The 15,994-nt window shown below is 58.3% G+C and carries 17 protein-coding genes; 9 read left to right on the forward strand and 8 right to left on the reverse strand.

Annotation, left to right across the window (positions count from 1 at the left end):
• Window positions 1-175 precede the first annotated feature (175 nt).
• Together AC2FFA_RS05860 and trxB are read right to left on the reverse strand one after the other, a co-directional pair.
• Complete coding sequence (locus AC2FFA_RS05860; protein ID WP_496850493.1) at window positions 176-1,855, reverse strand: adenylate/guanylate cyclase domain-containing protein; 1,680 nt, start codon at window positions 1,853-1,855, stop codon at window positions 176-178.
• 212 nt (window positions 1,856-2,067) lie between these two features.
• A complete protein-coding gene (trxB, locus tag AC2FFA_RS05865) occupies window positions 2,068-3,009 on the reverse strand; it encodes a thioredoxin-disulfide reductase (protein ID WP_117867888.1) in 942 nt (313 codons plus the stop codon).
• 227 nt (window positions 3,010-3,236) lie between these two features.
• Between trxB and AC2FFA_RS05870 the strand changes: the two genes are divergently transcribed.
• On the forward strand, window positions 3,237-3,737 hold the full coding sequence (locus tag AC2FFA_RS05870) for an Lrp/AsnC family transcriptional regulator (protein ID WP_152458979.1): 501 nt from the start codon (window positions 3,237-3,239) through the stop codon (window positions 3,735-3,737).
• 119 nt (window positions 3,738-3,856) lie between these two features.
• On the opposite strand, the gene AC2FFA_RS05875 is transcribed toward AC2FFA_RS05870, so the two are convergent.
• Window positions 3,857-4,639, reverse strand: coding sequence for a Hint domain-containing protein (locus AC2FFA_RS05875; RefSeq protein ID WP_496674265.1), 783 nt, complete (start codon window positions 4,637-4,639; stop codon window positions 3,857-3,859).
• A 282-nt stretch (window positions 4,640-4,921) separates the two neighbouring features.
• Here AC2FFA_RS05875 and AC2FFA_RS05880 point away from each other — a divergent pair, with 282 nt between their 5' ends.
• On the forward strand, window positions 4,922-5,146 hold the full coding sequence (locus AC2FFA_RS05880) for a hypothetical protein (RefSeq protein WP_496850495.1): 225 nt from the start codon (window positions 4,922-4,924) through the stop codon (window positions 5,144-5,146).
• A 221-nt stretch (window positions 5,147-5,367) separates the two neighbouring features.
• On the opposite strand, the gene pgeF is transcribed toward AC2FFA_RS05880, so the two are convergent.
• Genes pgeF through lgt form a run of 3 tightly spaced genes read right to left on the reverse strand, consistent with a single transcriptional unit; the run spans window position 5,368 to window position 8,074 of the window.
• A complete protein-coding gene (gene pgeF / locus AC2FFA_RS05885; protein WP_117867897.1) occupies window positions 5,368-6,126 on the reverse strand; it encodes a peptidoglycan editing factor PgeF in 759 nt (252 codons plus the stop codon).
• Window positions 6,123-7,190 (reverse strand): class I SAM-dependent methyltransferase, encoded by a 1,068-nt coding sequence (locus tag AC2FFA_RS05890; protein ID WP_496850498.1) that lies wholly within the window; start codon window positions 7,188-7,190, stop codon window positions 6,123-6,125. The genes pgeF and AC2FFA_RS05890 overlap by 4 nt, the downstream gene beginning before the upstream one ends.
• Window positions 7,187-8,074: a prolipoprotein diacylglyceryl transferase gene (lgt, locus tag AC2FFA_RS05895; protein WP_496850500.1), complete on the reverse strand. Its 888-nt coding sequence runs from the start codon at window positions 8,072-8,074 to the stop codon at window positions 7,187-7,189. The genes AC2FFA_RS05890 and lgt overlap by 4 nt, the downstream gene beginning before the upstream one ends.
• Before the next feature lie 97 nt (window positions 8,075-8,171).
• Here lgt and AC2FFA_RS05900 point away from each other — a divergent pair, with 97 nt between their 5' ends.
• The 5 genes from AC2FFA_RS05900 (at window position 8,172) to AC2FFA_RS05920 (ending at window position 11,378) form a co-directional block, all read left to right on the forward strand.
• Window positions 8,172-8,420 carry an accessory factor UbiK family protein gene (locus AC2FFA_RS05900; RefSeq protein ID WP_117867904.1) on the forward strand — a complete coding sequence of 83 codons (249 nt, stop codon included), beginning with the start codon at window positions 8,172-8,174 and terminating at the stop codon, window positions 8,418-8,420.
• Window positions 8,421-8,741: 321 nt separating this feature from the next.
• Window positions 8,742-9,242, forward strand: coding sequence for a type III secretion system chaperone family protein (locus AC2FFA_RS05905; RefSeq protein WP_117867906.1), 501 nt, complete (start codon window positions 8,742-8,744; stop codon window positions 9,240-9,242).
• 39 nt (window positions 9,243-9,281) lie between these two features.
• The gene (gene proC / locus AC2FFA_RS05910; RefSeq protein WP_117867908.1) at window positions 9,282-10,097 is read left to right on the forward strand and encodes a pyrroline-5-carboxylate reductase; all 816 of its coding nucleotides are present in this window, start codon (window positions 9,282-9,284) and stop codon (window positions 10,095-10,097) included.
• On the forward strand, window positions 10,090-10,428 hold the full coding sequence (locus tag AC2FFA_RS05915) for a tRNA-binding protein (RefSeq protein WP_496850503.1): 339 nt from the start codon (window positions 10,090-10,092) through the stop codon (window positions 10,426-10,428). The genes proC and AC2FFA_RS05915 overlap by 8 nt, the downstream gene beginning before the upstream one ends.
• Window positions 10,428-11,378 carry a 2-hydroxyacid dehydrogenase gene (locus AC2FFA_RS05920; protein ID WP_496850505.1) on the forward strand — a complete coding sequence of 317 codons (951 nt, stop codon included), beginning with the start codon at window positions 10,428-10,430 and terminating at the stop codon, window positions 11,376-11,378. Before AC2FFA_RS05915 ends, AC2FFA_RS05920 begins: the two co-directional genes overlap by 1 nt.
• Here AC2FFA_RS05920 and AC2FFA_RS05925 read toward each other — a convergent pair.
• Window positions 11,375-11,953 (reverse strand): thymidine kinase, encoded by a 579-nt coding sequence (locus tag AC2FFA_RS05925; protein ID WP_496674285.1) that lies wholly within the window; start codon window positions 11,951-11,953, stop codon window positions 11,375-11,377. The two genes, AC2FFA_RS05920 and AC2FFA_RS05925, sit on opposite strands and share 4 nt — an antisense overlap.
• Before the next feature lie 354 nt (window positions 11,954-12,307).
• Here AC2FFA_RS05925 and AC2FFA_RS05930 point away from each other — a divergent pair, with 354 nt between their 5' ends.
• Together AC2FFA_RS05930 and AC2FFA_RS05935 are read left to right on the forward strand one after the other, a co-directional pair.
• Window positions 12,308-12,769: a hypothetical protein gene (locus AC2FFA_RS05930; protein WP_117872550.1), complete on the forward strand. Its 462-nt coding sequence runs from the start codon at window positions 12,308-12,310 to the stop codon at window positions 12,767-12,769.
• 166 nt (window positions 12,770-12,935) lie between these two features.
• Window positions 12,936-14,738, forward strand: coding sequence for a hypothetical protein (locus tag AC2FFA_RS05935; RefSeq protein WP_496850508.1), 1,803 nt, complete (start codon window positions 12,936-12,938; stop codon window positions 14,736-14,738).
• An 18-nt stretch (window positions 14,739-14,756) separates the two neighbouring features.
• On the opposite strand, the gene AC2FFA_RS05940 is transcribed toward AC2FFA_RS05935, so the two are convergent.
• A complete protein-coding gene (locus AC2FFA_RS05940; RefSeq protein WP_496850510.1) occupies window positions 14,757-15,881 on the reverse strand; it encodes a beta-ketoacyl-ACP synthase III in 1,125 nt (374 codons plus the stop codon).
• Between the last annotated feature and the right edge of the window lie 113 nt (window positions 15,882-15,994).

Raw genomic sequence — 15,994 nt, forward strand, 5'->3', positions numbered from 1 at the left:
TGGATATCAGGCGGTTTCGCGGCGTTTGCACCGATTGACAGGCGAAGTCCACAAGCGTGAATGTAACAAAGGAGGATATGCGTCGAATATTGTTGAAATGGAAGGAATTTCTAAATCGCAAATCAAATCGATGATCTGATCCTTGCGATCGGAGGTTATTGGTTCATGCAGAGAATTACTGTTCCTGTTTTGTGGCGTTCTGCTCAAGCGTCGATGCACGGGTGACGAGCAGGGCGGGAATCGGTTCAGACACGCCCCGCAACTGGAACAACCTGATTTCGTCCTGTGGTACGACGACACCTGCGGCCTTCAGCAACTCTTCCGAGACCAGCAGTTCGACCTTCAGCGCCTTGGTTTCGCTTTCCAGACGACTGGCGACATTGACGGCGTCGCCGATTATGGTTTTCGACGCATGGCCCGCGGCGCCGATCTCTCCCACCACCAGATCCCCAAGATGCAGACCCATCCCGATGCGAATGCCGGGGCTGCCTTCGGCCTCGAGCTGTGCGTTGAATTCATCAAGGGCGTGACTGATGTCGATGGCGGCTTGCAATCCGGCACGGGCGGACGCCGCCGCATTCGGCTTTTCAAAAACGGCCAGCAGCCCGTCTCCCATATATTTGTCCACAACACCGCCTTCCTTGGTGATGGCAGGCACGACCGCATCGAAAAACCGGTTCAGCAGGAACACGATGTCATAAGGCAATTGGCCGGTCGTACGCGCGGTAAAGCTGCGCATGTCCAGAAACAGAACGGCCAACTGGCGTTCCTGACCCTGACTGGCATGTCCGCGTATGCGTCCGCCATCTGGCCTGAAGACCCGAAAAACGGTGGTGGGTTCCGTTGGCCGTATCTGGCAGGCCAGTCGTGTCTGCGGCGAGGCGCCCACAGCAGCAAGGCTGCGCGCTTCGACGTCGCCGGGCGGCGGCAGGGCGTCGCTGCCATCCTCTACAATGACACGGCATGTGGTGCAGCGCCCCTTTCCACCGCACAAGGCGGCATGCGGCACGCCGTTCACCTGGGAAATCTCAAGCAAGGTCAAGCCTTTTTCCGCGACCACCTCGGGCCCTTTGGCGTAATTCACGCGCACCGAATGCCTGCGCCGCCACAGTTTGCGCCCGATGTAAACCAGCCCCGTTGCCCCAAGGGCCAGCCAGAAAACCATAAGGCCATAATCTTTTACACTGAACAGGGTCTGGAAGGCCTCGGGCGATGGCCAGTTGTAGTGCTCAATATATTGATCGCGCAGGAATTCATCAGCGAAGTCGGCCCATATGCGACGCCCTTCGGTCAACAGGCCGGCCAGTGCGAAAAAAGGCACGAAAACTGCAACACCAATCAGATAGGGCGCGACCCGCGACCACCACCGGGTCAGCCGCAGCCACATATGCAAGCCGATGCACCCGTGTATCCAAACGATCAGCAACAAGGCGCTTTGCATCCATACGGCGATACTGGGCCACATCAGAATGATGATATATCCCATCTCGTCGTTGACGTCGTAGACCTCGTGCGCGACCCGCGTCTGCACGATGTGCGAGATCAGTTGCAGCGGAATCAGCAAGCCCAGACCGACCTGCAAGGCCGTGCTGAAGGGCATCCGCAGGGTTCTGCGTTGCGCGATCGACGTCAGGGCCAGACCAGCATGCGTGAACAGGGCAGCATAGAAAAGCACGCTGATGGCATTGTGGCGGGTGATGGCCTTCCGGCCGTCCTGCATCCCGTGCAGATAATCGGTATGAAACAGGCCTAAGCCAATGTTTATGAAATGGAAGAACGCGAAGACAAACAACACAAGACCACTGCCGATCCTGAGTCGGGTTGACCACCCGCCGCGCCAAAGAGCGTTGTTCAAATGCTCACCTGTTCTTCGCTTTTCCCAAGATAATCCTGATACGCTGCTGGCTGGCGGTCAAGGGATTGGCAGTTGTTGCTGTTGTCGGGCAACGATCACGTTGCAGCTGAATTCGTACAGTGCCCCACGAAACCTTGGGGCACTGTCATTGAAACTCTGATCACCGACGGATCTGATTTTTCCGAAGCAGCCCGGAAGATTCCGAGCCCGTGTTATTCGTTTTCCGCCAGGAACCGCTCGGCATCCAGTGCCGCCATGCAGCCCATACCGGCGCTTGTGACCGCCTGACGATATATGTGATCGGTCAGATCGCCTGCTGCGAACACGCCCGGAACCGAGGTTTCGGTGCTGCCCGGCTTGGTGACAACATAGCCACCCATATGCGTTTCAAGCGTGTCCTTGACCAGCTCGTTTGCAGGCGCGTGGCCGATGGCAACAAAAACGCCTTTACAGGGGATTTCAGTGATCTCTCCGGTTTTGACATGTTTGACGCGAACGCCCTCAACGCCAAGCGGCGCATCGGTGCCGATCACTTCTTCCAACTGGTGGAACCACAGTGGTTCGATTTTATCGTTCTTCATAAGCCGGTCTTGCAGGATCTTTTCCGCGCGCAACTCATCGCGGCGATGGATCAGAGTCACCTTGCTGGCGAAATTGGTCAGGAACAGGGCCTCTTCCACGGCCGTGTTGCCGCCGCCGATCACCACGATTTCCTGTCCGCGATAGAAGAACCCGTCGCAGGTGGCGCAGGCTGAAACGCCAAAGCCCTTGAATTTCTCTTCCGACGGCAGGCCCAGCCACTTGGCGCGCGCGCCGGTCGCCAGAATGACGGCGTCCGCCGTGTATGTGGTGCCGCTGTCGCCCTTGGCGGTGAAGGGGCGCTGGCTGAGGTCCAGATCGCTGATGATGTCGCCGATCACCTCACAGCCCATCGCCTTGGCGTGATCCTGCATCCGGACCATCAGGTCGGGGCCCTGTACCTCGGTGTCGCCGGGCCAGTTCTCGACTTCGGTCGTTGTCGTCAGCTGGCCGCCGGGCTCGATGCCCTGTACCAGAATGGGTTCCAGCATGGCGCGGCTTGCGTAAACGCCCGCGGTGTATCCTGCGGGCCCCGATCCGATGATCAGAACCTTGGTGTGTCGTGTGTCGGCCATGGTATCCCCGCTCGAATTGCCTGAATTGGGCCTTTGGCCCGTCGCCCCGATATAGCGACCGACAGACCCGGCTTAAAGCCCCTTACTGTTTATGACTTCGCAAGCGACCCTGCGTAGGGTGCGGGGAAAATGAGGGATTTGAAAACAAAGAAAATTGCGCATGTGCGAAACATTATTGCGTGCGCGTGGGGGGCTGATATAAGAACCGCAAAAATCAGGAGCATTTGATGGTCACGACTCGGTTGGATGATATCGACCGCAAGATTCTGGCGGAATTGCAGGCAGACGGTCGGATGACCAATGTCGAACTTGCAAAACGGGTCGGAATCTCGGCGCCGCCCTGTCTGCGCCGGGTGCGCACACTGGAAGAATCCGGCTATATCACCGGCTACCACGCCGAGGTGAATTCCCGCGAACTGGGATTTGAAGTGCAGGTGTTCGCCATGGTCGGGCTCGACAGTCAGGCCGAAACCGAGCTGCGCGCGTTCGAAGAACGCTGCCGTGAATGGCCACTGGTCCGGGAATGTCACATGCTGAACGGCGAGGTGGACTTCATCCTGAAATGCGTCGCACCTGATCTCAGCAGTTTTCAGCAGTTCCTGACCGGTGAACTGCTGACCACGCCAAACGTGGCCAGCGTCAAGACATCGCTTGTTATCCGCGGCGCAAAAGACGAACCAGGCGTGCCGTTCGACGTTCTGGAAGAACGAATGAACCGGACGGCGTAACGCCCAGACGTTTTGTCTGTGCGGTGTTCGGTGGCAGCATAGCAGCCACCGCCAAGGATAGAATCCAACTTAGTACCAGCTGCATGATGCCCCCCATAATGCAGTAATCGCTATCGCACTCAGGCTGTCATCGCGTCAATTTCCCCGTCTCCGGCGCGCGGCATCAGCAGCGGGCCAAAATCGTTGAGCGATTCGATATGCGCGAACAGGTTCAGATAAACCGACCGTAACGAGTGGCTGATCATCCGGACCGCGTTCACACCTGGGTGATACGTTTCGAACTGTAAACCATCTACCCGAATAACGGAATGCCGTTTTAGACAAATGTGAAACAGTTCAACTGGCGTCGGTGGCATTGTTTCAATCACGCCCGTTCCATCCTGGAATTCGGATACAGGTGTCAGAATCGGGCTATTCCCATGCAGATGCCGCAAATGCGCCGGCGTGCCCACGATCCGCGCCGCAGGCCCGGCGATTACACCCGACATCGGTTTTTGCATCCCGAATGTATCCGCCATGATGCGCGTAAGCGGCCGCGTGCGGCCCCGCGAATCCGGACGTCCCGGGATCAGAGTGACAGATCCCTTCCACAGCACGGTTTCGGACGCGCCTTCCTGAGTCAGGACCGTATCCCCCGGCATCAGGTCTTCGATTGCCATCGGCCCATGTTCGGTTTCAACCAGCGACCCACGCGTGAAGGCACAAAAGGCATCTTCGAACATCGGCAGGGCCGGCGCGATGTGTCTGGTCTGAACAATGTTCCCGTTTTTCAACAGGCTGCTGACTTCATACCGGCGCAGCTGAGCCTTTGGTTTTGCAACCGGGCGCGGTGCGTCCCGCAGCATGGCCGTCGTTTCGATTGCATTTCTGGCCGCGCGGGCCAGTGAACTAGGAATAGTCATAAATATTCCGTCCCCTCAAAATGTCCGATCAAGCGCGGCGTATCCCCGTACAGGCCAACCTGACGAACTGGTTCTTTGTCTTGAAACAAATGGGTGACCCATGGGCGGCAGTCGGTCAGACCCCGCATGGCGACAAAATTGCGCTTTCCAATGGTCAACACATTGACCCCCCAGACAAACTCGTACTTCACGGGCGAAAATTGCCCGCACACACAACTCCTAAACTCGTCCCGACCCCCTCAGATCGTGACGCTCCACACATCGGGCAGGAGCAAGCCCGTTATGCGTTCACCCCATCGAGACCGGCAGCTTGGCCTCAGGGTGCTTCTGCCTCAGCGTCGTGCCGCGATGCGACTGGCGACTCTGACAGAATGGCTTGATACCCGCTTCCACGGCATTTCCAGCTTCTGGCTCCGCGTGGCGGCGACCATGGCTTTTATAAAGCGAGACTTGGTTTTCATTTTCTGGTCCTGCTCTGAACGGGTTTGTTTCCCGCATCCGTTATGACCCTTTTTTGACGCGCGTTTGCGGCATGGATAAGGCTTATCCGGGATGTTTTGCAGACAAGAAATTTATAATCGGTCTATCCTTCCATTCAACACGCCAGCGTCCGGAACATGGACGTCAGATGACCATCTGATTTCTGACAAAACTCGTTACGATTCTGATTCCGATAAACACAACAAATGTGGCGGAAAAGTGGCGCGACGCCTAAATCTGGTCCAAAATCACAATCTTATGACCGAGATCAGCCGCCCGTAATCGGCCTCGTTTGCGTGCGTTGTGCGGCGGTAGGAATAGAACCGGTCCGGGTCGGAATACGTGCAGTGCCGGGTCCATTCCCCCTGCCCGACACCGGCCTGCCGCAAGCGGTGCAGACCAAAAGCGGGCAGGTCGAATTGCAGCCGGTCATCCTGACCATTGGCAAAAAAACGCGAGTTGTCCGGTGAATCGGTCATGAAAGTGTCCAGGAGCTCAGGCCCGACCTCATACGCGCGTTGCGAAATGCAGGGACCGATGACGGCGTTGATATTCTGGCGCCTTGCGCCAAGCGCTTCCATGGCGTCCAGCGTCGCCTCCAGCACACCGTCCAGCGCACCGCGCCAGCCTGCATGGGCCGCTCCGATCACATTGGCCGACGGGTCGGCAAACAAAACCGGTTGGCAATCTGCTGTCAGAATCGTGAGCGCCAGACCGGGTGTCGCCGTTACGACGGCATCCGCGCGCGGCTTTTCACCTTCCAAAGGCTGTTCAACCGTCAGAACTGTTGGGGAATGCACCTGATGCACGCCAATCATCGCCTCGGGCGCAACACCCATCGCATCAGCAACCCGCCGACGGTTCAGTGCAACAACTTCGGTCTGATCTGACGATCCAAAGCCGCAATTCAACCCGTCGAAGATACCGGAAGAAGCTCCGCCGCGACGGGTGAAGAACCCATGACGAAATGGGGAAAGCATGTCTGAAGTCAGAATTTCCAGTGTCATGGCTCTAATCCTGGCGGTGGCGCAGCATAGGCCGGATAGAGGCCCATCACTTTGAACAGATTTCCCATTTCGTCCGGGTGCGTCAACCGGCGATGCGCTGCAATCAGGGCATCCAGCTCGGAACCGCTCAGCGTACGGGACAAAGCCTGTGCCCGGGCAGTTATGCCGAGCCGTTCCAGAAACACGCCCTGCGGTGTCAGGCGTGTGTGCCTGCAACCACAGGCGCGGGTCGCAATGGCAAGAGGTTCAAAATCCACATGCGCGGTCAGGTCGGCTTGACCGGGTGCCGCCAGCGGATCGGCGTGCTCATGGTTTTGCAGGGCTTGCAGCGTATCGCCCAATGAATGCCAGTCGCCATAGTCGACAATCAGCGCGGCGCCTCCATGGCTGGCGATCCGACCGGCAATCACGGTCAGAATGGGAATCGCTGCCGCGCACAGCTCGACCAGATCACCATCCTTGGTGTCCGAAAGCCTGTCAGTCAGCGCCACTTGCGGTCCGTTGGGCCCCCGTCCAATCAGCAATTCGCCGTCGCGTTCGCCGACCAGGCGTTCACTCCAGCCGTCGCCGTCGCGCAGGAACTGCCGAACAGGCAGCGCGTCGAAGAACTCGTTCGCCACCAACAGCAGCGGCTGGTCCGGCAGCTCTGCGACGCTGTCGGCCCAGTTCGGTGTGTAATCCCTCAGAGTGTCCGCCTGCACCTGTTTCAGGACCGGCGAGGCCTCGACCAGTACAATCCGGGCAGCATCGTGAAATCCTGCTACGGCCCGTGTGGCACGCAGTATATCGCCCATCAGAGTGCCGCGCCCGGGTCCCAACTCGCACAGGGTGAACGGCGCGGGCCGCCCCTGATTCATCCAGCTTTGCGCAAGGCACAGCCCGATCAGCTCGCCAAACATCTGGCTGATTTCCGGTGCCGTGGTGAAATCCCCGGCAGCCCCCAGCGGATCGCGTGTTGTGTAATAGCCCCGCGTGGGATGCAGAAGACATTCGGCCATGTAATCGGCCACGCTCATCGGCCCATCCTGACGGATGCGGGCGACAAGGTGGTCTTTCAAGCTCATTTTGCCCGCCCTGCGCGCAGGACAAACCACAGGCCAAGCGCGATCATGGGCAGCGACAGGATTTGCCCCATGGTCAGACCATATCCGCCCACATGCAAGGCAAGCCCCATCGGATTGCCGGGCGACACGAACTGCGCATCCGGCTGACGGAAGAACTCGACGACAAAGCGCGACGCACCGTAGCCCACCAGAAACAGGCCCATGACAAAGCCCGGTTTGTGAAACGCGCCGCGTCGATAAACCAGCCACAGCAACAGCGCGCCCAGCAACACACCTTCCAGTGCTGCTTCGTATAACTGCGATGGGTGACGCGCGCACATTCCTGCTCCCACGCCGGGGCAGTCCTGCGCGGCAAAACCGGGAAAGATGACGGCCCATGGCAGGTCGCTCGGACGGCCCCACAGCTCGGCATTGACGAAATTGGCCAGCCGTCCCAGCAGCAGGCCGGGTGGAACGGTGTAAGCAACCAGATCGCCCAGGGACAGGGTCGGGATCCGATGGCGTCGGGCAAACAGATAAGAGGCAAGGATCACGCCCAGCAGACCCCCGTGAAACGCCATGCCGCCTTGCCAGACCTTCAATATCTCAAACGGATGCGACAGGTAATAGCCGGGTTGGTAAAACAGCACAAAGCCAAGCCGCCCGCCCAGGATCACGCCCAGAATGATCCAGGTGACCAGATCCTCCAGTTGGTCCGGTTTCATCGGTGGGCCGTCGGCTGGCCACAGGGCAGGGCGGCGCAAAGCCACGACCGCCAGCCGCCACGCAATCAGGATGCCCGCGATATAGGCCAGCGCATACCACCTTAACGCGAACTCCATCCCGAACAGCGAGATCGAGAACAGTTCGGGCGACAGATCGGGGAAATTCAGAACAGCCTGCATGTGCGTCTCATTGCCCGGGGATTGCAGGACAAGTCAACCTTGAGCATGCGGCAATCTTTCCCCATATAGAGATCAACCGCGATACCGGAGTAAAGATATGCAAACCCGCAACAAGATACTGGACGACGTGTCCCAGCTGATGACCAACGCCATGGGTGTCGCGCAGGGCGCGCGGGAAGAGGCCGAAAATGCGATGAAGTCGATGATCGATCGCTGGCTTGCCGATCGCGATTTTGTCACGCGTGAAGAATTCGACGCCGTCCGCGCCATGGCCCAGAAAGCGCGCGAAGAAAACGCCGCTCTCGAAGCCCGCATTGCCGCGCTTGAGGCAAAACAGGACAAGTGACGCCCCGAGCGTTTCCTGTTTTCACAATTTTGGACAAACTCTGACGCCGCGCAATCCAGCCGGGATTGTACGGCGCCGTGCATTCTGAAGCATCGCGGGATTTAATCAAGACAAAGCTGGTTCAAGAGTCAATATTTTGATCCCCGTTGCTTTCTGTCCACAACTTATTGCTGTTATCCCCAACAAATAGGGTTGCCAGAACCAGCGCCGCATCGCACCATATTTAGTACAGGCCAATGGGGGAAGCCCGGTTTGTAGAGCAGGCAACTAGCGCTGGGGCGCTGCCAGCCCCGAAATGCTAGAGATTAGTGAGGTGGCATTATGGCCCTTTCCGAGCAGTATCTCGAAGAAGACATTCATCCGATCGACATTGTTGAACATCTGGCCGAACATCACGACTGGGATTTTGATCGTATAGGGGACGATCAGATTGCCATGGCTGTCGAAGGCCAGTGGCGCACCTATTCGATCACACTCGCCTGGTCCAACTATGACGAAACGCTGCGGATGGTGTGCTCGTTCGAAATGGAACCGCCGGCCGAGCGGGAAATGCAGCTCTATGAGCTGCTCAACAAGATGAATGATCAGTGCTGGGCAGGTGCCTTTACCTATTGGGCAAACCAGAAGCTGATGGTGTACCGGTATGGGCTGGTCCTCGCCGGCGGACAGACAGCCAGCGCGGAGCAGATCGACACGATGATCACCGCTGCCGTCATGAGCGCAGAACGGTACTACCCGGCGATCCAACTGGTCACCTGGGGAAATCGAGGACCAGAAGAAGCCATGCAAGTGGCCATTGCAGAGGCCTACGGCCGGGCGTAAAGCTTTGCCCCAAACCGACATGTAACGCGGGAGGGGCAAATGGACATGACGCGTGTGGCCGAACAGGGGCTTGTGCTTCTGGGGTGCGGAAAGATGGGGTCCGCAATGCTGGCGGGATGGCTGGAACACGGCCTCCCGCCAGCGTCCGTTTGGGTGATCGACCCACACCCATCCGACTGGCTGAAGGCGCAGGGCGTCAACATCAACACACCCCTGCCCGAAGCCCCCGCCGTGGTGTTGGTCGCGGTCAAGCCGCAGATGATGGGCGAGGCATTGCCCGCCATTCAGGCGCTGGGCGGTGGCAGCAGTCTGTTTATTTCGGTCGCGGCGGGCACCTCGATTGCCACGTTCGAATCCGTTCTGGGCAGCGACACCCCGATCATTCGCGCCATGCCCAATACGCCCGCCGCCATCCGTCAGGGCATTACCGCGCTGATCGGGAATTCAAACGCATCACCTGATGATCTGACGCTTGCGGAAAACCTGCTCTCGGCGATTGGCGAAACGGTACTGCTGACGGATGAGGCGCAGATGGATGCGGTCACCGGCCTCAGCGGATCCGGGCCCGCCTATGTGTTTCATCTGATTGAAACGCTTGCCAAAGCCGGCGAGGCGCACGGCCTGCCACATGACCTTGCGATGAAACTGGCCAAATCGACCGTGGCCGGGGCCGGAGCGCTGGCAAAGGCCGCAGACGAGGATCCGTCACAACTGCGGATCAATGTAACCTCGCCGAACGGCACGACCCAGGCCGCGCTTGAGGTGCTGATGCATGAAGAACGCGGCTTCCCTGACTTGCTGCACCGTGCGGTCAAGGCCGCAACCGACCGATCCAAGGAGCTGTCACGTGAGTGAGATTTCTTTCGACGACTTTCTCAAGGTCGATATCCGCGTGGGTGAGGTGATCCGCGCTGAACTTTATCCCGAAGCCCGCAAGCCCGCGATCAAGATGTGGATCGATTTCGGTGATGAGGTCGGCGAGCGCAAGACGTCGGCCCAGATCACCGCGCATTATGATCCGTCGACTCTGGTGGGCAAACAGGTCATGGCCGTGGTCAACTTTCCCCCTCGCCAGATCGGGAGGTTCATGTCCGAGGTTCTGGTGCTGGGTCTGCCCGATGAAAACGGCGAGATTGTTCTGATCGGTCCCGACGGCAGAGTTCCGACAGGCGGGCGGATGCACTGATGAAACTGCTGATCACACGCCCGATGACGCCGGCAGTCGAGGCCCGCGCCCGCGCCGCGTTTGACGTTGAGATTCGTAAAAATACGGCGCCCATGACGGGCCGGGAAATGCTGTCCGCTCTGACGGATTTCGACGTGGTCGTGCCCACGCTGGGCGATCAGTTCTCGGCTAGGATATTTGCGGATGCAGGCTCGCCTCGATGCAAGCTACTGGCCAATTTTGGCGTCGGCTACAACCACATCGATGTCGAGGCAGCGCGCGCCGCATCAGTCGCAGTGACCAACACGCCCGGCGCAGTCACCGGTGCCACGGCGGATATCGCCATGACCCTGCTGTTGAGCACGGCCCGGCGCGCGGGCGAAGGCGAACGGCTGGTCCGCGCAGGCCAATGGCAGGGTTGGCATCCCACGCAAATGCTGGGTCACCATGTAACCGGCAAACGCGTCGGTATCGTCGGGATGGGCCGTATCGGGCAGGCCATCGCGCGCCGGTGCCATTTCGGTTTTGAAATGCAGGTGGCCTATCAATCCCGAAGCGCCAAGAAACTGGACTTCCCGGCCGAGTTCACACCTGACCTTAAAGCACTCGCCGCCTCGGTCGATTTCCTTGTGCTCGCCGTTCCCGGCGGTGCCAAAACCCGACACCTGATCGATGCGCAGGTTCTTGAGACGATGAAACCTTCGGCCATTCTGGTCAATATCGCGCGGGGAGAGGTTGTAGACGAAGCGGCCCTCGTTGCGGCGTTGCAAAAAGGTCAGATCGCGGGGGCGGGGCTGGATGTCTACGAGTTCGAACCCGAAGTACCACAGGCGCTCTGTGAAATGGAAAACGTCACCCTGCTGCCCCATCTGGGCACAGCCACCGAAGAGGTGCGCAGCAGCATGGGACACATGGCCCTGGATAACGTAGCGGCCTTTGTGGCGGGCGAGGCATTGCCCAACCCGGTCTAGTCGCCCACCGCCTCGCGCCAATGCTTGCGGCAGAGTGAGATATAGGTCTCGTTGCCTCCGATCTGAACCTGGGCACCTTCGGTGATGGCTTTGCCGTTTTCGTCCTGACGTATCACCATCGTGGCCTTGCGTCCGCATTTGCATATGGTGCGGACTTCACGCATCTCATCGGCCAGCGCCAGCAGCGCCGCTGATCCCGGAAACAGCTTGCCCTGAAAATCCACCCGCAGCCCGTAGGCCAGCACCGGTACGTCCAGATCGTCGACGGCGCGCGCCAATTGCCAGACCTGCGCTTCGGACAGGAACTGGGCCTCGTCGATGAACACGCAGGTTACGGGACCTTCGTTCAGACGATTTCGGATCATCGCAAAGACGTCGTCGCCGGGCGTGAAGGTATCAGCCTCCTCCGAGATGCCGATGCGCGATGCGATCCGTCCGGCACCCGCCCTTCCGTCAATGGCTGCGGTCATCAGGTAGGTCTGCATCCCGCGCTCGCGATAGTTATGCGAGGCTTGCAGCAACACGGTCGATTTCCCCGCGTTCATGGTTGAATAGTTGAAGTACAGCTTTGCCATGACGCGGGTCTAAAACGCTTGTGGAAAAGGAACAAGATATCAATCGTTTTGGTGGAGCGACGTCGCCGTTGCGTTCGCAGAGGCCGAGCTACGCTCTAGGGGATGGAACCCCCACATCTGCAACAGCGACGCCGTCGGCCAACATGTGGCCAAAACGCAGCAAGGTTTAACAATATCACCCTGCAATCACTCATTACCGGCTTGAACTGCCGCCACTCACTCACAAAATCCCCCGCATATCTGAGGGATAGCCAATGTATGACATTTCAATTATGACTTGGTTATGGGAAATTTACCCACGCTTTCCCCTGTTTGGACAACGGGCAGGCGTTTGCAGGTAACAAAGGTAAAACAATGGCAGATATCGGGGCCTATCTGAAAAAACACACAGAAGCGCTGGTTAAAGATGTTGGAATCGAAGCCGCGTGCGAAATTACAGGAAAATCCAAGGCGACTTTAGGACGGTACTATTCCGACAATGCTGAACACGAGGACAGGTTCATGCCTGTGGACGCGGTGGCCCGCCTTGAAAACGTGGCGACATTTCCGCATGTAACGTCGGCTTTGGCAGATCTGAAGAACATCACCTTGTCCTATTGCGACAGCAACACAGCCACACCCCGCACCGGTGGTGTTAATTCGGATGTCATAGCGCTCAGCCAGCGGTTTGCGATGTTGATGACCGAGTATCAGGCCGCAATCGAAGACGGAATCATCACGGTCAACGAAGCCAAGCGGCTGCTGAAAGAAACCAGCTTGCTGCAACAGGTTCTGATCGAGATGAAACTGCATCTTGAAGAAGAAAGCGTCAGCTAGCCGGGATCCGGAGCCGTTGCGCCCATGACTGGCCACATTCCGCCTGTATGGCTTAGCTGTATTCACTCGTCAAAAGGAAGAAACGCTGACTGGGCCTTTTGCCTCAATTCAGTCACGTCTGTCCTGTAAGGTCCGTCGCGGGCAAGATCGTCAAGGGCAGAGGACCATGCAGAATTCGCAGGGAACATACAGTCTTTTCGCAGACCGGCTGGTTCTGCGATTTTTTGTATGCGCCTATGCGGTACTTCTGGTTCTTATGGCCCTAAGTGGTCATCAGGAAGGCTCTGACGACGTAATGCGCTGGGTGGTCGTGCAGGATCTGTTGCAGGGGCAGGGCTGGTTCGACAGCCAACAGTATCGGCTGGGCCCCGAGGGCGGTACGCTGATGCATTGGTCTCGACTGATCGACGCGCCGATTGCCTTGCTCTACAGAACATTCGGGTTGGTCTTGCCGCCTGATATGGCCCTTCAGGTGACGGCTTTTGTCTGGCCCTCACTTTTGGCGGGTCTGACCTTGTGGGCCTTAGCCGTGACGGGAAGCGTTTTGGGCGCGCGGGAAGGTGCTGTTTCGGCGCTGGTTGTGGGTGTGTTGGCGCTCGAACACTCCCGGAAGTTCGACTATTTTTCGTTTGATCACCACAATGCTCAGATTCTTCTGTTCGCTACGGCCCTGATGCTGTTCGCATTGCGCAGGGACAAACCATATGCCGGATGGTTGCTGGGTGCCAGCCTGGCGCTTTCGGTATCGATAGGCACTGAATCGATATTGCAGATCGCGCTTGTCGCAATATTCTTTGCCGTTGATTGGATCATCAATGGCGAACCGGCCCGCCGCCCGACCATGGCATTTGGTGTAGGGCTGACCGTGACGCTTGTGCTGATCAGCCTTGCAACTACAGGACAAAAGGCCTTTCTGTTCCCAAGCTGTGACGCCCTGACACTCAGTGTGGCGTTACCGGCAAGCGTCGCCGCGATGGGTCTTTGCGCTGCAGCCCGGGTTGGGTCTGCTTGGCCGCTTTGGGGCCGCATCAGTTCGTTCCTTGCGGTTGGTGCGGTGACCTTGGTCTGCGCTTACAGCTTTGCCCCGCATTGCCTCAGCAACCCTATCGAAGCCCTGCCTCAGGACATGCGGGACTACTGGCTGAGCCAGGTGGCAGAAGCGCAGAATATCAGTGTCATATTGGAGCTGCACAGGGGCGAAGTTCTGGCCCTGATCGCAATGTCGTTCGTCACCATGGCAGCCGCCCTGATCTTTGCAGTCAGGTCGCCTTTCAGATTGGAATACGCCCTGTTTCTGGCACTGATCGTGACCGGCCTGGTGGTGTTCCTCTATCAGTCCAGAATGATGACGTTCCTGGGTGTTTCGCTGGTGGCTGTCCAGGCGCAGATCCTGCGTTTCCTTTACACCCGCTATGCGAGCAGTCGCCGCGCGGTATCTGGGCTTGCGATGGTTGCTTTTGTTCTCTGCATCTCACCGAAAATCGGTGCAAGTATCGAGGAACAACTGGGGCGTTTTGCCGGGCCGTCTCTTGCCGCACCGGCGCTGCCGGCCCGGCAGTCACGGCAAAACTCCGGGGCATCCTGCAAAACGCCCGAAGCCTATGCGGCCCTGCGTGATCTTCCAGCCGGGAGAGTTCTTGTTGATTTCGACTTTGCCGCAAACGTTCTGCGCCGTACCGACCATTCTGTTTTGGCGGGCAATTACCATCGGAATCAGGCTGGAATTCTGGCGCAGATCGAACTGTTCCGCTCGGACGCCTCTCAGATCGGATCACGTCTGACTGAGCTGGATGTGGATTACGTCATGCTCTGCACGTCCGCTCCGCGTGCCGAATTCTGGTTCTGGGCCTCACAGGGTCGTGGTTTGCAATCGCACTTGGTTGCAGGTGAAATCCCTGACTACCTCATGCGGGTACAAACTACGGAAGATGCGGCGTTCCAGGTCTACAAAGTGACTGCGCTACGCTAGGCCGGACAAAACCTGCCATCAAGCGTGGCGTTTCACGATCACCGACCCAACGGAATACCCAGCACCAAAGGAACATATCAGGCCAAGATCCCCTTCCTGCAAGTCGTCGGAATACTTCGAAAACGCGATGATCGACCCCGCAGATGACGTGTTGGCATAATCCTGAAGGATGTTTGGTTGCTCGCCCGCCTCGGGTTCGCGGCCCAGAACCTTCTTGCCGATGAAGTCGTTCATCGTCTTGTTGGCCTGATGCAGCCACAGGCGTTTCAGGTCGGTGTTTCTGATCCCTTCGGCATTCATATGGTCGCTGATATGCTTGCTGACCATCGGCAGTACTTCCTTGAACACTTTCCGACCGTTTTGCATGAACTGCATGTCACGCCGGTCGGCCAGCCCGTCAGGGAGTGAGCGGCGCAGAAAGCCGTTGTTGTTACGAATATTGTTGGAAAACGCCGTGGCGCAACGCGTCGACAAGATCTCGAAATGCGGCCCCTGGGCGTCTTCGATCCGTTCGATCAGCGTCGCTGTTGCCACATCGCCAAAGATGAAATGACAATCCCGGTCGCGCCACTCCAGATGGCCCGAGCAGATTTCGGGGTTCACCACCAACGCCGCACGCACCGATCCCGACCGCACCATATCCGCCGCAGCCTGAATGCCGAACGTAGCCGACGAACAGGCGACGTTCATGTCAAAGCCGAATCCGTCGATTCCCAGTTCCTGCTGAATTTCGATCGCAATTGCCGGATAGGCGCGCTCGTGGTTCGAGGCCGCGCAGATCACCAGATCTACATCTGCCGCGTTGCGCCCCGCCTGTGCCAGCGCCTTGTTGCAGGCGTCCACCGCCATCTCGGTCATGATGCCGGGTTCGTCATCGCTGCGCTGCCGCAGGGACGGGTGCATCACGTCCGGGTCGAGCACACCGCTCTTGTCCATCACGTAACGGTTCTCGATCCCTGATGCCTTGACGATGAACTCTTCAGATGAATGCTGCATCGGCTCCATCTGTCCGGCGGCGATGGCTTCGGCATTCTTCGCGTTCTGTTTGTCGGCATAAGCGTTGAATGCCTCGACAAGCTCGGCATTGGTGATGACGTTCTGAGGCGTGAAGACACCGGTACCGGTGATGGCGGGGGTATACATGGCGGGCCCTGAATGTTTCGGATTTGCCCAAAATGCAGTCATGGTGTGATTTGATCAAGGCATGTTGACCTAAGGGAATGCGCGCGGCGCGGCAGTTTCATATCTTGAATAGT

The sequence above is a fragment of the Ruegeria sp. YTSB088 genome (assembly GCF_059609825.1).

Excerpts from the sequence above, each read along its gene's own strand:
- trxB (WP_117867888.1), bottom strand. The coding sequence starts at position 3,009 with ATGGCCGACACACGACACACCAAGGTTCTGATCATCGGATCGGGGCCC.
- AC2FFA_RS05870 (WP_152458979.1), top strand. The coding sequence starts at position 3,237 with ATGGTCACGACTCGGTTGGATGATATCGACCGCAAGATTCTGGCGGAA.
- AC2FFA_RS05875 (WP_496674265.1), bottom strand. The coding sequence starts at position 4,639 with ATGACTATTCCTAGTTCACTGGCCCGCGCGGCCAGAAATGCAATCGAA.
- AC2FFA_RS05880 (WP_496850495.1), top strand. The coding sequence starts at position 4,922 with ATGCGTTCACCCCATCGAGACCGGCAGCTTGGCCTCAGGGTGCTTCTG.
- pgeF (WP_117867897.1), bottom strand. The coding sequence starts at position 6,126 with ATGACACTGGAAATTCTGACTTCAGACATGCTTTCCCCATTTCGTCAT.
- AC2FFA_RS05890 (WP_496850498.1), bottom strand. The coding sequence starts at position 7,190 with ATGAGCTTGAAAGACCACCTTGTCGCCCGCATCCGTCAGGATGGGCCG.
- lgt (WP_496850500.1), bottom strand. The coding sequence starts at position 8,074 with ATGCAGGCTGTTCTGAATTTCCCCGATCTGTCGCCCGAACTGTTCTCG.
- AC2FFA_RS05900 (WP_117867904.1), top strand. The coding sequence starts at position 8,172 with ATGCAAACCCGCAACAAGATACTGGACGACGTGTCCCAGCTGATGACC.
- AC2FFA_RS05905 (WP_117867906.1), top strand. The coding sequence starts at position 8,742 with ATGGCCCTTTCCGAGCAGTATCTCGAAGAAGACATTCATCCGATCGAC.
- proC (WP_117867908.1), top strand. The coding sequence starts at position 9,282 with ATGGACATGACGCGTGTGGCCGAACAGGGGCTTGTGCTTCTGGGGTGC.
- AC2FFA_RS05920 (WP_496850505.1), top strand. The coding sequence starts at position 10,428 with ATGAAACTGCTGATCACACGCCCGATGACGCCGGCAGTCGAGGCCCGC.
- AC2FFA_RS05925 (WP_496674285.1), bottom strand. The coding sequence starts at position 11,953 with ATGGCAAAGCTGTACTTCAACTATTCAACCATGAACGCGGGGAAATCG.
- AC2FFA_RS05930 (WP_117872550.1), top strand. The coding sequence starts at position 12,308 with ATGGCAGATATCGGGGCCTATCTGAAAAAACACACAGAAGCGCTGGTT.
- AC2FFA_RS05935 (WP_496850508.1), top strand. The coding sequence starts at position 12,936 with ATGCAGAATTCGCAGGGAACATACAGTCTTTTCGCAGACCGGCTGGTT.
- AC2FFA_RS05940 (WP_496850510.1), bottom strand. The coding sequence starts at position 15,881 with ATGTATACCCCCGCCATCACCGGTACCGGTGTCTTCACGCCTCAGAAC.